14 protein-coding genes are annotated in these 14,038 nt (G+C 52.4%); all 14 read left to right on the top strand.

Features of this window, described 5'->3' with window-relative positions:
• Position 1 precedes the first annotated feature (1 nt).
• On the top strand, positions 2-1,498 hold the full coding sequence (locus tag AWU77_RS05225) for an NAD(P)/FAD-dependent oxidoreductase (RefSeq protein WP_062060029.1): 1,497 nt from the start codon (positions 2-4) through the stop codon (positions 1,496-1,498).
• Positions 1,495-2,457: a diiron oxygenase gene (locus tag AWU77_RS05220; RefSeq protein WP_062060027.1), complete on the top strand. Its 963-nt coding sequence runs from the start codon at positions 1,495-1,497 to the stop codon at positions 2,455-2,457. Before AWU77_RS05225 ends, AWU77_RS05220 begins: the two co-directional genes overlap by 4 nt.
• A gap of 9 nt (positions 2,458-2,466) precedes the next feature.
• Positions 2,467-2,802, top strand: a complete 336-nt coding sequence (locus AWU77_RS05215; RefSeq protein WP_062060025.1) for an SCP2 sterol-binding domain-containing protein — start codon at positions 2,467-2,469, stop codon at positions 2,800-2,802.
• Positions 2,803-2,812: 10 nt separating this feature from the next.
• Positions 2,813-3,832, top strand: a complete 1,020-nt coding sequence (locus tag AWU77_RS05210; protein ID WP_062060016.1) for a beta-ketoacyl-ACP synthase 3 — start codon at positions 2,813-2,815, stop codon at positions 3,830-3,832.
• On the top strand, positions 3,829-4,746 hold the full coding sequence (locus tag AWU77_RS05205) for an MBL fold metallo-hydrolase (protein WP_062060014.1): 918 nt from the start codon (positions 3,829-3,831) through the stop codon (positions 4,744-4,746). Before AWU77_RS05210 ends, AWU77_RS05205 begins: the two co-directional genes overlap by 4 nt.
• Positions 4,739-5,488 (top strand): 3-oxoacyl-ACP reductase FabG, encoded by a 750-nt coding sequence (gene fabG, locus AWU77_RS05200; protein ID WP_062060012.1) that lies wholly within the window; start codon positions 4,739-4,741, stop codon positions 5,486-5,488. Before AWU77_RS05205 ends, fabG begins: the two co-directional genes overlap by 8 nt.
• Entirely contained in the window at positions 5,485-6,732 is a 1,248-nt protein-coding gene (locus AWU77_RS05195) for a beta-ketoacyl synthase (protein ID WP_062060009.1), read from the top strand. The genes fabG and AWU77_RS05195 overlap by 4 nt, the downstream gene beginning before the upstream one ends.
• Before the next feature lie 10 nt (positions 6,733-6,742).
• A complete protein-coding gene (locus tag AWU77_RS05190) occupies positions 6,743-7,780 on the top strand; it encodes a beta-ketoacyl synthase N-terminal-like domain-containing protein (protein WP_062060007.1) in 1,038 nt (345 codons plus the stop codon).
• Positions 7,780-8,232 (top strand): 3-hydroxyacyl-ACP dehydratase FabZ family protein, encoded by a 453-nt coding sequence (locus AWU77_RS05185; RefSeq protein ID WP_062060005.1) that lies wholly within the window; start codon positions 7,780-7,782, stop codon positions 8,230-8,232. The genes AWU77_RS05190 and AWU77_RS05185 overlap by 1 nt, the downstream gene beginning before the upstream one ends.
• Positions 8,229-9,773 carry an anthranilate synthase component 1 gene (locus AWU77_RS05180; RefSeq protein WP_062060003.1) on the top strand — a complete coding sequence of 515 codons (1,545 nt, stop codon included), beginning with the start codon at positions 8,229-8,231 and terminating at the stop codon, positions 9,771-9,773. The genes AWU77_RS05185 and AWU77_RS05180 overlap by 4 nt, the downstream gene beginning before the upstream one ends.
• Complete coding sequence (locus tag AWU77_RS05175; RefSeq protein ID WP_084618091.1) at positions 9,751-10,404, top strand: aminodeoxychorismate/anthranilate synthase component II; 654 nt, start codon at positions 9,751-9,753, stop codon at positions 10,402-10,404. Before AWU77_RS05180 ends, AWU77_RS05175 begins: the two co-directional genes overlap by 23 nt.
• Entirely contained in the window at positions 10,394-10,855 is a 462-nt protein-coding gene (locus AWU77_RS05170) for a hypothetical protein (RefSeq protein ID WP_062060001.1), read from the top strand. Before AWU77_RS05175 ends, AWU77_RS05170 begins: the two co-directional genes overlap by 11 nt.
• 90 nt (positions 10,856-10,945) lie before the next feature.
• Positions 10,946-13,288 (top strand): RND family transporter, encoded by a 2,343-nt coding sequence (locus AWU77_RS05165; protein WP_062059999.1) that lies wholly within the window; start codon positions 10,946-10,948, stop codon positions 13,286-13,288.
• Positions 13,233-14,036, top strand: a complete 804-nt coding sequence (locus AWU77_RS05160; RefSeq protein ID WP_062059997.1) for an outer membrane lipoprotein-sorting protein — start codon at positions 13,233-13,235, stop codon at positions 14,034-14,036. The genes AWU77_RS05165 and AWU77_RS05160 overlap by 56 nt, the downstream gene beginning before the upstream one ends.
• The last annotated feature ends 2 nt before the right edge of the window (positions 14,037-14,038 follow it).

Here is a 14,038-nt window from a genome sequence, read left to right as displayed (position 1 = left end):
CATGATGAACCATTTGCACGTTGATGAGATTGTTGTAGGCGCGGGCCTGACCGGATTGGTTTATGCCAATGTGATGGCTGCTGCTGGGCGCCGGGTTGTGGTGGTTGAAAAACACACCAAGCCCGGCGGCTATGCCAGCAATTTCAGTCGTAAACGGGAATTTGTGTTTGATTGCAGTTTGCACAAAATTACCGGTTTTGGTGAGAACGGTAATTTGGCGGACGCACTGCGTCGCGCCAATCTGGACCACTTGGTTCCGTTTTATCATTACGAACACCTGACAACGTTTGTTTTGGATGGCGAGCATCTCAGTTTGCCCGCCGACGGAGCCGCGCTGACCCAATTGTTGTTGGATTATTTTCCGCACGAAACCTCGGGGCTCATGCGTTTTTTTCAGGATATAAATCAGATTGGCCGACAAAATTACATGCTGGCGCGTATGGCGCTCGGTGAGTTCGAAATGGACACCGAGTTGTTTTCTGCCAGCCGCAAGTTGAGTCGGATTAGCACCTACCAATATTTACAGGAATGCTTTCAGGATAAGCAGCTGATCACACTGTTGTGTTCACTCGCGATCAATCTTGGTGTGGAAGCTTTCGAAGCCGATGCACTGTATTTTTTGCACTTTGCTTACACATTTATTTTCACCGAAAAGAAGTACATAAAAGGTTCTTCCCAATCCTTGTCGGATGCACTTGCGGCGGAATTGGAAAAGCGCGGTGGCACATTATTGCTGCGCGAAGAAGTGACCAGTGTGGATAGCGAAGCGGGAAAAATTATCGGTTGTCAAACGCGCCGTTATTGTTTGCGTGCTCCACATATGGTGTGGACCGGTTGCCCGAACCAGCTGCCTTTACTGGCAACCGAAGGCAGTATTCCCGATAGCTTTAATGAACAGTTGGCGCAACTGCAGTTGGGCTTGGGTGCTTTTATTGTGTACTTGGGATTGGACTGCCCCCCTGAAGAATGCGGCCTAGTCAAGCAGGACTATTTGATTGCTGACTGCCGTTACCTTGAGGATGCCGCCACGGCCTGCCACAGCGATCTGCGCTATCAGCGCTGGCCCTTGTCAATATCTAACTACCACGCGCTCGATCCGAGTTACGGCAATGTTGTGCAACTGGAAATTCTCGATCAGGCCAGCGATTGGTTTGCCTTGTCACGCAGCGACTATAAAGCCCGCAAAGAATTAATTGCGCAGCAGATTATGCAGCGTGCTGAGGAATATTTTCCAGGCCTGCGCGACAAAGTCCGCTACATCGATATTTCTACTCCACGTACTAATCAAAAATTTACCAATTCCAGCGGTGGATCTGCATTTGGGTATAAACCTTTGCCCAAACGCAATAGCCGTTTCTTACAACACCCGCCGTTGCAGGGACTGCAATTCGTCGGTACCTGGATCAACGGTGCCGGCTACGAACCTGCCATGTGTCTTGGGTTTACAGCCGCCACTTTGCGTGTGCGTCAATCACTAACGAGGACAACAGCAACATGACTGAAGTATCTGCCTTGCACTTGCAGCGTTTGAATCAGGTGACCGAGCGCCTGATCGCATCATCGGAAAAAAAATCCATGAGCACGCTCTACAGCCATCCTTGGGATGAACCTGTAACCGAAGCGCCTTACTTGCGCCGTAAAGAACGTATTTCTATTTATGGCACACCCTACTGGGAAAAGGCCACAGAGGAAGAAATTCAACGTTTGTCCCTTGAAGAAATGGTGACCTGGTGGGCTGCTTTTGTGCACTTGGAATCATTGGTTGTCGAGTACTACATGCGCGAGCTCAACAACGATGCGTTTGATGATTTGCCCATTGTGCGCGATTACATGAAACATTTTATTAAAGAAGAGTTGGTACACACACTGGTGTTTAAAAAAGCCATCGATTATTTCGGCAGCTCCCTCTATGCCATGCCGCCATTTTTGCGCAGTTTTTATGACGATAACGCAGGCACCGGGCGCTATCCGCTGATGGCGGTTTATCTAACCATGGTAATTGAGTGGATTGCCGACCAGTACCAGCGCTTGGATGTAGAGGCAGATTATGTTCACCCCATGGCCAAGGCCGTTGTGCAAGAGCACTGGCGGGAAGAGATGCGCCACATCAAGTGGGGGCAACAGATGGTGCAAAGTTTGATTAGCACCGACGATGAGTTTCGTCGTCACGCGCAGGAATTAACACCGGTCTATGTGCGTCAGTTGATCGATCAAGGCATCACCAATGTGGAGTGTTTTGACCGGATAGGATTTGCCGACCCGGCGTTTCAGGATCATGAAGCTCTGCTCGATGCCGTGCTGTATTCCGAGCATCGTCAACAACTCAACAGTGAATTGATTCGCCCGCTGCTGCACTACTTTATTCAGGCCGAAATCTATCACCCTGACTACCACGACATCTGGGTCTCGCAAGGTTTTGAGGCCGACTTGATGCCCCTGCTGAAAAAAGCCAGTTAAGGAGAACACATGTCTAACACAACCAAAATGACATCCGTTGAGCAGGTAATTGCCTCAATGACCAACCGTTTCAATCCGGACGCCTGCCAGAAAATCAAAGCCAATTATCAATGGCGAATTTCAGGCGAGAAAGGCAAGGATTTTTGTGTCGCGGTGAATCAGGGTGCGTTCGAAATTATCGATGGTGTGGTCACTGATCCGAGTGTGACCTTTGAGACAGATGCAGATACTTATTTGCGGCTGGTGAATAACGAGCTCAAAGGCATGACCGCGATTCTGACGCGCAAGCTGCAGGTGCGGGGCAATATCTACCTCGCGGGCAAGATGGATCATATTTTTAAATAGGGTGATGGAAATGCAGCAGGTTGCACAAGAAGGGCGGTTAGTGATTCGGGGTATGGGTTATGCCTTGCCGACACGGCGTGTGAGCAATGCCGACATAGTCGCACGCATGAATACTACGGAAGAGTTTATTGTCGAGCGCACCGGTGTGCTTAACCGGTATCACCTGGACGGTAATGAAGGGGTAAGCAGCTTGATGCAACCCGCTGCCGAGCAAGCAGTCGCCAGCGCCGGATTGAATATGCAGGATGTGGATGCACTGATTATCAACACCCTTTCACCGGATGTGCACGACCCATCGCAAGCCTGTTTGATGCAGGCGAGGTTAGGGTTGCGTCAGATTCCCGCGTTTGATATCCGCGCCCAGTGCAGCGGTTTTCTCTACTGTCTTGAGTTGGCGCAAGCCATGCTCAAGACGGGACGTTATCGCAACATATTGGTGATCTGTGGTGAAGCCCTGTCGAAGCGGATGGATTGCTCCGACGACGGCCGCAACCTTGCCATCTTGTTGGGCGACGGTGCGGCGGCGGCTGTGGTTTCGCTTTCCACTGAACCCAATGCGGGCCTGCAAGACCTGCGCTTGGGGGCCGACGGTCATTACTTTGATTTGCTCAAAACGCAAAAGCCGGGCAGTGCCGGTTCCGGTTCTTTCCTTGCGGATGAAGATTTAACCGATGCGCGCCACCAATTTCGCATGCAGGGCAAACCTATGTTTGACCATGCGAGTTCAACGCTCGCGCGTATTGCGCAGGAGTTGTTGGTCGATCACCAATTGCAAATCAGTGATTTGCATCAGGTGATTTGCCATCAACCTAATCTGCGCATTCTCGATGCAGTCCAGCGGCAGTTGGATATCCCCCGCGAAAAAATGCCAGTCAGTGTGGATCAACTGGGCAATATGGCTTCGGCCTCCTTGCCCTTAACGCTCGCGATGCAATTCCCCAGCCTGCAACCCGGCCAGTTGGTGTTATTTCTTGCCTATGGTTCGGGCGCAACTTGGGGCGCTGGTTTATATCAGGTGCAAAAGCAATGATCTGGCATCAACAGTCCGGTTGGATTGAGGAGGACTTGTGCCTACTGGGGCACGCGGATGTCCCTGTTTACTTGCTGCATTTGGGGCGCGACCAATATGCGCTGATTGAAGGTGGCATTTGCGTTGATGCCGAGCTGATCTGGCAGCAGCTCCTGGAACGGGTAACTCCCGGGCAAATTCGCTACTGGCTGATCACCCACAAGCACTACGACCATTGCGGCGCTGCTGCTGTACTCATGCCCCGATTGCCCGAGGCGCGTTTGTTGGTATCGCCGGAAACTTGGTTGGCATGGCAGAGCGAATCCTGCCGCCGCTTGATTACACGCCTGAATGCTGAACTTGATACTGCCGGTGAAATGCGCAGCCAGATCTGTATGCATCTACACCAGCTGCCCCATCAACTGGTCAGCCCGGGAACTCGTTTTATTGCCGAAACGGGTCGCGTTTTTGAAATGTTGCCAGCTCCCGGGCATAGCGATGATTCCATCGCTTGGTATGACCCCGAAAGGCAACGTCTGTTTGCGGCTGACGCTGTGGGAGAGTACGACCCGGACAATCGCAACTGGCGACCATTAATTTTTGATCATGCACCCGACTATCTCGCCACCTTGGCTAGTTGGAAAGATCTGCCGGTGCGCCAGCTGATTCCCGGCCACGGTGGATGCCTGACGGCGCAAGACAAGCACGCCATCATGCCCGGCATTTGGCGCGACTGCGCCAGATTTATTGCGCAGTACCAAAGCCTTGATCAAAAAGAACAGCGCAAAACTGCCGAGGATTTACACCAGCGTTGGCGCGCACAAAGCCAGCGTTTTGTATCGGCAGATCTTCACTTTGCCAGCATGCATCGCATGCTGCAGCAGGTAGCAATATTTAATTTACACAGTCAAAAGGATTATCCAAACCATGTATGAGGAACTAAAAGGCCGAGTGGTGCTGGTCACCGGCGGCAGCCGCGGTATAGGGCGCGGCATCGTTGAACAGCTTGCAATGCAAGGAGCACACGTCGTATTCACCTACCGTGGACAGCAAAATGTCGCCGAAGATGTGGCGGCGACCTTGCGTAGCCAGGGCTATTGGTGTCGGGCGGTTCAGACCGATCTGGCCGACAGCGAAGCATCGCGCGCGCTGGTTGAAAATATTGAGCAGGATTGGGGCCCTATTTATGGGCTGGTCAATAACGCGGGTATCACAGCCGACAAATCCTTCTTGACCATGCCCGCCGAGCTCTGGCATCAGGTCATAGATACCAACCTTACGGGAACTGCTTTGCTCACCCAGGCTGTATTGCAACAGATGATGTACCACAAAGAAGGGCGGGTAGTCATGATGGCCTCGGTGGGCGGCTTGCGCGCCAGTAGTGGCCAGGCTAATTACTCGGCAACCAAGGCTGGGCTCATTGCCCTGACCCGCACCCTAAGCCATGAAGTGGCTCGTTTTAATATTCTGGTTAATGCCGTGGCCCCAGGTTTCATTGCCACTGAAATGACCAGCGCAATGCCCGAGGCCGCCCAGGCCGCTATTCCCAAACAAGTCCCGCTGCGCCGTATGGGTTCCGTCAAGGAAATCGCAGCGCCGGTACTGTTCCTGTTATCTAACCAAGCCAGTTATATCACCGGGCATTGCCTGGTTATCGATGGAGGATTAAGCGCATGACGACTTTAGGACGAGTAGTAATTACCGGGCTCGGTGTGGTTTCACCACTGGGTAGCTCGCTCGACACGTTTTGGAAAAGCTTGACGGAAGGCAAAAGCGGAATCGACCAGCTGACCAAGTTGGATGCCAGCCTCTACCCGCGCCCGCGCGCGGCAGAAGTCCGCGATTTCGGCGATCTCGCCGAAGCGAGTGACGGCGAGCTGGGCGCCTATGGTCTAGCCGTTGGTTACGCATTGGCTGCAGCACGTATGGCGCTTGAAGATTCAGGTATCCATATCGACCCGGAACAAACTAATGATTATGCCGTAATGGTTGGCACTACCATGGGCAATCAGGACATAGTCGAGCGGGTGATTGATCGCTTTGATTTGTCAGAGGAAAAACCAACCCATCCGGAAATGGCTGAACAACTGGGCTATTTCTCTCCTGCATTGTTGAGCAGTGAAGTTGCACGTCGTTTTAACTGCTATGGCCAAAGTGCCACACTCGTCAACGCTTGCGCCGCCGGGAACTACACGGTGGGCTTGGCGCTTGACCGTATTCGCACTGGCCGTAACAAGATGATTCTGGCTGGCGGTGCAGATCCTTTCAGCCGCACCTGCTACACCATTTTCCATCGTCTAAGTGCCTCTTCAGCGGATGTCTGCCGACCGTTTGATGAAAATCGCACCGGTATGGTGGTAGGCGAGGGCGCTGCCATGTTGGTGTTAGAGGACTACGAGCATGCGGTAGCCCGCGGAGCGCCTATTTACGCGGAGGTCACTGGTTATGCACTGACCTGCGATGCCTATCATGCTACCGCCCCGCACCCCGAAGGTCGCGGCGCGATTCAGGCCATGCAACAGGCGCTGGATATGGCTGGCCTGACTCCCGCTGACATCGACTATGTAAGTGCTCACGGTACGGGTACTCAGGCTAACGATTCCTCGGAAGCTGAGGCTCTGTATCAGGTATTCGGCAAGCAGCTGGCAAGCACACCGGTGAGTTCAATCAAATCCATGCTCGGTCATTGCATGGGTGCCGCGAGTGCACTTGAAGCAGTAGCCTGTGCGCTCGCCCTGCAACATCAGCAGCTGCCACCCACGCTTAATACGCAAACCGTCGATCCGGCTTTTCCTGCCCCGTTGGATGTTGTACCCGGTGAAGCGCGGTCGGCCGAGTTGACCCATTTAATGAGTAATGCCTTTGCCTTTGGTGGCAATGTGTCCTGTGTCATTTTCAGCCAAGTGGCACCATCAGCCTAAGGAGGAGCTTATGTATTTTTCAATTCAGGCCAGCGCCTACCAACTACCCACTGCGGAAGCCGCGCCCAGCTTTGCCAACGCACTGGCTAATCTTTCCGATAGTGCATCTACATCAGGACAGCCTGGTGGTTTATCTGCGCAAAAATTCACCCACTACGACGCCAAAGGCTTGTTGGGTAAAAGCCGCCACCTGAGTTCAGCCACCAAGTTGCTATGCAGCACGGCGGTAGAATTAATGGAGCGCCCGGATAACCGAATTGACCCGGGTGCGGCAACTCAAGTTGGTGTATATGTGGCAGCGGATACCATCAATCTGGAAGATGACTTCGAGTTTGATATCTGCGCCCGCAACCTCGGGCCGGATTTTGTCAGCCCGTTGAAGGCGCCCAACACCCTGTCGAATGTGGTGGGAAGTCACCTCGCACGGCTTTACGAAATCCAGGGGCCCAATTGCACTATTGCGGCGGGTCAGCACAGCTGGTTACAAAGTCTGGATATCGCACAGTTGGCCTTACAGGCTGGCACTATTCAGCGTGCGTTGCTGGGTGTTGTAGAAGTGAGTTCGGTTTATCACCAGGCTTGCCAGCAGGAGCGCGAACTGGCGCTGCTGCTGGATGTAGTTCCTCACCGCAGTGGCAAGGTGCGTTTTGTTGAGCCGCTATTGGGGCGCATGCCGAGCTGGAAGCCGTCGCTGCTGCAAGCTGCGCTGCAAAACTATCTTGCCAAATATCAGCGCCAATCGGTCGATCTGGTCATGCTGGCTGGCGAGCCCTTGGCTGCTAAGCAACAAGATGGCTTGGCCTCTATGTGTGCGGGCGCCGGTATTTCTGCGTCGATCCTCTGCGGTGAATCTCTGTTTGGTCGCGGCGAGTCCGCTTCAGCCGCTTGCGGAATGTTACTGGCAGACAACCTGCTGCAAGACAACAGTCTGCTTGCAACGCTCAAGGGTGATTACCTGGGCTCGGCACCGTCAAGCGTAAACTCGATTCTGATCTTAAGTCTGGATCAGCAGTATGCCTACAGCGCACTGTTGTTGGAGCGTGTGTGATGGACTTTCCTGCAATCAGTAGCTTGATTCCTCACCGCGACCCGATGTTGTTGGTGGACTCGATCAAAACCTACAGCGCTGGCGAAGGGCTTACCACTGTTACTGCGGTGAGCGACGATGCCTTTTGGGTCAGAGGCCATTTTCCCGGCAATCCGGTAATGCCCGGGGTGCTTATTACCGAAACACTGGCTCAAACTTGTGCGGCATTTATGGCGATGGAATCGCAAGACAACCCGGCAACAGTCGCTCAGGTTTACTTGTTGCTGCGCACTGATATGCGCTTTATCAAGCCGGTAGCGCCAGGCATGGTTATGGAGTGTCAAATCATGCGCGAAGAGCAGAGCGACGCCTTCGATGTCTTCAGAGTGCGTGCCACTGTTAACGGCGAATGCTGTGCGCGTGGCAAGTTGACCGTCGCCTGCCGCCCGCAGCAGGGAGTGGCAGCAATATGAAACGGTTAAGCATTCACAGTGAGCAAATGCCGGTGTTATTACCGGGCGACAAAATGGGTTGTTTTTCCCATGTCGCCAGCGCTCCCAATCGCTTTTTGTTTCAGCGCCGCGCTGCCCATGGCAGCGCAGACATTCAGCACCGCGCCATTCTCCACGCAGCATTGAAAGTGCAAATCTTCGGGCGGGATATTCACCTGCAGGCTTTTACCGAAAATGGCGAAAGCCTGCGTTGCTGGTTGTGCGAGCAGTTACCTGCCAGCCTCAATTGGCGCATGCGCGATCAAGTGCTCATAGCCAGTTGGCCTGAGTGTATGCCGCCATTGGATGAAGAGCAGCGCCTCATCCATGCGGGAGTGATGGATGTGGTGCGCACCCTGATGTACGGCGTGGACTGTGGTCGCCCCTGGCATTGTGGCGTCATGTTTAGCTACGACCTCGCTGACCAAATGGAGCAGCTGCCCGCAGCAAAGGGGGAGCGCCAAGTGGCGGACGTAGAAATGCTTTGCCCCGAAATTCTTCTCGAATGGGATGGCAGAAGTGCTGAAGCGACACTTACCGGATTCGCCTTCGCTGAAAACCAGCGGCTCAAGGTGGAGCAGCGGCTTGCCCGATTTGTACCGGAAATCAAGCGCGAACCGGGATTGGGTGGCGACTCCAGCATTTCTACTGACTGCGAAGACGCGGAATTTATGGAGCGGGTAAAAGGTGTGAAGCACTACCTTCACAGTGGCGATGTATTTCAAATGGTGCTGTCGCGCAGTTTCTTTATCGATTGCCCGCGCCCCTGGTCCGCTTACCAGCAATTGCTGCAGCAGAATCCCGCTCCCTATCACTTTTACTGGAACCACCCCGACTGGCAGCTATTCGGTGCATCACCGGAAACCTCTGTGCAGGTGGACGCCCATAGCCGCCGGGTTACCCTCTACCCAATTGCCGGAACCAGACCCAGAGGTTTGACTGAAACCGGATTGCTCAACGCCGATCTGGACGAGCGCCTGGAGGCAGAGCTGCGGATGGATGCCAAAGAGCTGGCTGAACATAGCATGCTGGTCGATTTGGCGCGCAATGATCTGGCGCGCATCTGCCTGCCCGGTGCACGCCATGTGCAGCGCCTGATGCAAGTCGAAAAATACAGTCGGGTTATGCACTTGGTATCCACTGTGTGCGGACATCTGCGCCCGGAGCTGGATGCACTCCACGCTTATCAGGCTTGCCTGAATATGGGCACGTTGGTCGGTGCGCCCAAAGTGCGGGCCATGAGCCTGTTGCGTCAGCACGAAACCGACTATCGCGGCTGCTATGGGGGTGCGCTGGGCATGATTGATCAGTACGGCAATCTGGATACTTGTATCGTCATCCGCTCCGCCTTTGTTAAACAGGGGCGCGCGCGCGTTCAGGCAGGTGCCGGGATAGTACTGGATTCAGATCCACACGCTGAAATGGAAGAAACCCGGATGAAAGCCATGGCGGTACTGCAGGCGATTACTCGATCCAACCAGTCCACTGCGAGGGAAATGTATGCATATTCTGCTATTGGATAACATTGATTCGTTTACTTACAACCTGGTCGATGCCTTGCGCAGTGCGCAGCATCAGGTCACGGTTATTCGCAACAACCAGCCTATGTTCGCGGTGCTCGATTGGTTGGAGCGAGAACAGCCTGACTTGATTGTGCTCAGCCCCGGCCCCGGCAACCCGCGTGATGCGGGTTGCATGATGGAGCTCATACACGCCGTCTCAGGGCGTTGGCCAATATTAGGAATTTGCCTTGGTCATCAGGCACTGGCACTGGCTGCAGGTGGGCAAGTGCGCAGAGCTAACCAGATTCGCCATGGCAAGGCCTCGCGCTTACAACTAACCCAATGCCACCCGCTGTTTCTCGGGCTGGTCGGCCCAGTGCATGTTGCTCGTTATCACTCGCTGGTAGTGGATGAGCTGCCTGTATGTGCCGAAGTACTTGCAGACTGCGACGGCGAAATCATGGCTTTTGCGATTCCTGAGTTGCGCCAGTTGGGGCTGCAGTTCCATCCGGAATCCATTCTTACCACCCATGGTGCGCTGATTCTGCGCAATGCGCTCGACTGGCTAAAGCCCTTAGCTAAAGAGCCTGCTCTTACTCTGGCCTCATCGGTGCGGACGTCAAATGCCAAGGAACTCAGTTATGGACTCTAACCACAACACTAACCCCTATTTGCTTGTAGCGGCTCTGGCCTGCTTTGCAGCTGCACTGGCTCATCTGGGAATCATTGTCGGTGGCCCCGACTGGTACCGGTGGTTCGGTGCGGGCGAAGAGATGGCGCAAATGGCTGAGCAGGGGTTATGGCTTCCTGCATTGATGACACTGGCAATCAGTCTCGCGTTATTTTTCTGCGGTTTATGGGCGCTCTCTGCCGCTGGTGCTATTCACCGTTTGCCTCTGCGTCGTATCGCACTGGTGTTGATTATCCTGGTGTTTTTGGGCCGGGGTACGGTTGGAGCCTTGGTTATGTCAATGAGCGACGATCCCTATCTGCAAGAGTTGCAGCAGCGGCCGCTATTTCTGCTGGTGAGTTCCACTATTTGCATTGCAATAGGCGTCTGCTTTCTGGTCGGGTTGCGGCAGCGTTGGCGCCAACTCGACTAAAGCTGATTAACGGATGAATCCAAACACTGCTGATAATTTTTTGATTTGTCATCATTTCTGAATAAAGCACAATCTCGCCCAGGAGCACCCATGGTTACCCAATATGCACGCTGGCTTTTACGCTGGCGCTGGCCTTTTATGATCCTCACTATACTGCTGGTTGGTCTTATCGCCAGTGGCATGCGTCAGCTGGAATTTACCAATGACTACCGCGCTTTTTTCTCGGATGAAAATCCGCAGCGACAAGCCTTTGATGCAATGCAGGATGCTTATGCAAAAACCGATAACGTGATGTTTGTCGTCACTGCTGAAGATGGCCAGATCTTCACTCCAAAGACGCTTGCTTCGGTGCAGTGGTTGACAGAGCAGGCCTGGAAAATCCCCTTTTCCAATCGCGTTGAATCCATCACCAATTTTCAGCACACCTACGCTGATGGCGATGATCTGACGGTCGCGAATCTGGTTTCTGGTCCCGATAAATTATCGAGCGCAGAACTCCAACATCTGGAACACATTGCAGTTAATGAGCCTGTTTTAATTAAGCGTTTAATCAATAGTGACGCCTCGGTAACTGCCGTTAATGTCACCTTCCAGCTGCCGGGCAAATCGCTAACCGAGGTTCCTGAAGTGGCTGACTATGCACGACAGCTAGCCAGTGAACTGGAAGCGCGCGATAACAACCTGCGCATTGATTTGACCGGCGTGTTGATGCTTAACGACACCTTTGATCGCGAGTCCGAGGGTGATATGAAGCGCTTGCTGCCGATAATGTTTGCCGTGGTGATAGCGCTTATTTGGGCGATGTTGCGCAGTTTTAGCGCCTTGGTAATTACCCTGTTGGTCGTGTTCATGTCCATCCTGATTGGTATGGGCGCCTTTGGTTGGAGCGGAGTAAAACTCACCGCGCCTATGACGACAGCACCGACAGTCCTGCTCACGATTGCGGTAGCCGATGCGATACATTTGTTGGTGAGTTTCCTCGGCGGAATGCGACAAGGTATGAGTAAGCACGATGCTATGGTGGAGAGTCTGCGTATTAATTTTTCGCCCGTAACTCTGACCTCTGCGACCACTATCATCGGTTTTCTCACCATGAATTTTAGCGACGCGCCACCGCTTGCACATTTGGGCAATACGGTCGCTGTCGGCGTTGCGGGAGCATGGTTTATCAGTTTGGTATTTTTGCCTGCGCTTGCGGTTTGCTTACCTTTCAAGATAAAGGTAGCGAGTCAAACGGCGGTTACCTCAGGCTTTTTTAATGCGCTGACCCGTTTTGTCATCAAGTTCCGGAAAGCGATTTTATTATCTGCAGCGGGTGTAACTTTATTCAGCGTCTGGCTAATTCCCAATAATCAAATTAACGACCAGTTTGTAAATTATTTCGACCCGGAAGTTGAATTTCGCAAAGCGACCGACTACGCCGCAGACGTATTGCTTGGCCCTTACAGTCTGGATGTTTCTGTAGACTCTGGCAGTGAAAATGGAATTGTTAGTCCCGAGTTTTTGCGCAAGCTGGAAGATTTTGTTGCCTTCGCGAACCAGCAGCCAGAGGTTAGCCATATTTTTACGCTGACCGATGTACTCAAGCGGCTCAATAAAAATATGCACGGGGATGATCCGGCTTACTATCGTTTGCCGGTATCCAGCGAACTTGCCTCGCAATATCTATTGATGTACGAAATGTCGCTGCCCTATGGCATGGATCTGACTAACCAGATCAATCTGGATAAAAGTGCAACGCGAGTGAATTTGGCGCTGCAAAATATTAGCTCGGCAGAAATCATTGTGCTTGAAAATAAAATCAACCAATGGTTTGCCAGCCATTATCCTGAGCTTTCTCCCACTATCGCCAGCACTACGCTCATTTTTGCTCACATAGGGCAGCGCAACGCCGCCAGTCAAACCATTGGTGTTTTTTTATCCCTGTTCGTAATCTCGATGATTCTGATTGTGATTACGCGCTCGGTTAAAATCGGTTTGGTCAGTCTTATTCCCAATGTTGCTCCTATGTTAATTGCTTTTGGCTTATGGGCAATTATTGACGGTCATATCGGTATTACTCTTGCCATCACTGCCGGCATGACTTTGGGCATTTTGGTCGATGATACGATTCATTTCCTAAGCAAATATTTACGTGCTCGCCGCGAGCATCATTTCACCGCGGAACAGGCGATTGGTTTTTCATTCAATCAGGTTGGCCCCGCGCTCATAAGCACAACGGTGATTCTTATCTGCGGATTCTCTGTATTGTTGTTTTCCCAATTTAAATTAAATGCTGATTTGGGGCTGATGGCATCCATGACAATTGCAATTGCATTGGTTCTGGATTTTCTCGCGCTGCCCGCCCTGTTGTCATATCTTGATGGAGATAAAAATCATGTTAAATCGCGTATCGAAAATACTAATTCCACTGCTGAGCTTGATGTGGCTTAACAGCGCTGCTCAGATAGCAAGCGCTGAAACACCACAAGAAAAAGGTCTGCGTATAGCCACCGAAGCTGACCGGGTGGACAGAGGGTGGGAATCTGCACGGGTGGCATTGCATATGGTATTAATTAGTCCCAACGGGCAGAAAACTACCCGTGAAGTGCGCATGCAATATTTGGAAGGCAAAGAAGCGGGCGATAAAAGCCTGAGTATTTTTGATTCGCCCAAAGATGTTCAGGGCACCGCTTTTCTATCCTTTTCCCATGCGTTGCAATCCGACGAGCAATGGCTATTCCTGCCCGCCTTAAAACGGGTAAAACGTATTGCATCGACCAATAAGTCCGGACCGTTTATGGGCAGCGAATTTGCGTTTGAAGATTTAAGTTCAAGCGAAATTGAAAAATACAGCTATGAGTTTTTGCGCGATGAAACTATCGACAATCAAGATTGTTATGTCGTGCGCAACTTTCCTCAGTACGAGCACTCGGGATATAGCCATCGCGATGTATGGATAGATAAAAAACACTATCGCGTATTGCGTATTGAATACTTCGATCGCAAAGGGCAATTGCTAAAAACCCTTGAGCAGCATGGCCATCGGCAGTATCTCGACAAATACTGGCGCGCTGACAAATTTTATATGGCTAACCACCAGACAGGAAAATCCACCGAGCTACACTGGTCCGGTTTTGAGTTCGGCTTGGGGTTAACTGATGCGGATTTCAATCAAAACACATTAATGCGCGCACGCTAGCC

It is taken from the genome of Cellvibrio sp. OA-2007, from assembly GCF_000953825.1.
Classification (GTDB): domain Bacteria; phylum Pseudomonadota; class Gammaproteobacteria; order Pseudomonadales; family Cellvibrionaceae; genus Cellvibrio.
Note: the sequence above shows the minus strand (reverse complement) of the source record. Positions and strands in the feature narration are given on the sequence as shown.

Bases quoted from the DNA above. Each gene is read 5' to 3' on its own strand.
- AWU77_RS05225 (WP_062060029.1), top strand. From the start codon at position 2: ATGATGAACCATTTGCACGTTGATGAGATTGTTGTAGGCGCGGGCCTG.
- AWU77_RS05220 (WP_062060027.1), top strand. From the start codon at position 1,495: ATGACTGAAGTATCTGCCTTGCACTTGCAGCGTTTGAATCAGGTGACC.
- AWU77_RS05215 (WP_062060025.1), top strand. From the start codon at position 2,467: ATGTCTAACACAACCAAAATGACATCCGTTGAGCAGGTAATTGCCTCA.
- AWU77_RS05210 (WP_062060016.1), top strand. From the start codon at position 2,813: ATGCAGCAGGTTGCACAAGAAGGGCGGTTAGTGATTCGGGGTATGGGT.
- AWU77_RS05205 (WP_062060014.1), top strand. From the start codon at position 3,829: ATGATCTGGCATCAACAGTCCGGTTGGATTGAGGAGGACTTGTGCCTA.
- fabG (WP_062060012.1), top strand. From the start codon at position 4,739: ATGTATGAGGAACTAAAAGGCCGAGTGGTGCTGGTCACCGGCGGCAGC.
- AWU77_RS05195 (WP_062060009.1), top strand. From the start codon at position 5,485: ATGACGACTTTAGGACGAGTAGTAATTACCGGGCTCGGTGTGGTTTCA.
- AWU77_RS05190 (WP_062060007.1), top strand. From the start codon at position 6,743: ATGTATTTTTCAATTCAGGCCAGCGCCTACCAACTACCCACTGCGGAA.
- AWU77_RS05185 (WP_062060005.1), top strand. From the start codon at position 7,780: ATGGACTTTCCTGCAATCAGTAGCTTGATTCCTCACCGCGACCCGATG.
- AWU77_RS05180 (WP_062060003.1), top strand. From the start codon at position 8,229: ATGAAACGGTTAAGCATTCACAGTGAGCAAATGCCGGTGTTATTACCG.
- AWU77_RS05175 (WP_084618091.1), top strand. From the start codon at position 9,751: ATGCATATTCTGCTATTGGATAACATTGATTCGTTTACTTACAACCTG.
- AWU77_RS05170 (WP_062060001.1), top strand. From the start codon at position 10,394: ATGGACTCTAACCACAACACTAACCCCTATTTGCTTGTAGCGGCTCTG.
- AWU77_RS05165 (WP_062059999.1), top strand. From the start codon at position 10,946: ATGGTTACCCAATATGCACGCTGGCTTTTACGCTGGCGCTGGCCTTTT.
- AWU77_RS05160 (WP_062059997.1), top strand. From the start codon at position 13,233: ATGTTAAATCGCGTATCGAAAATACTAATTCCACTGCTGAGCTTGATG.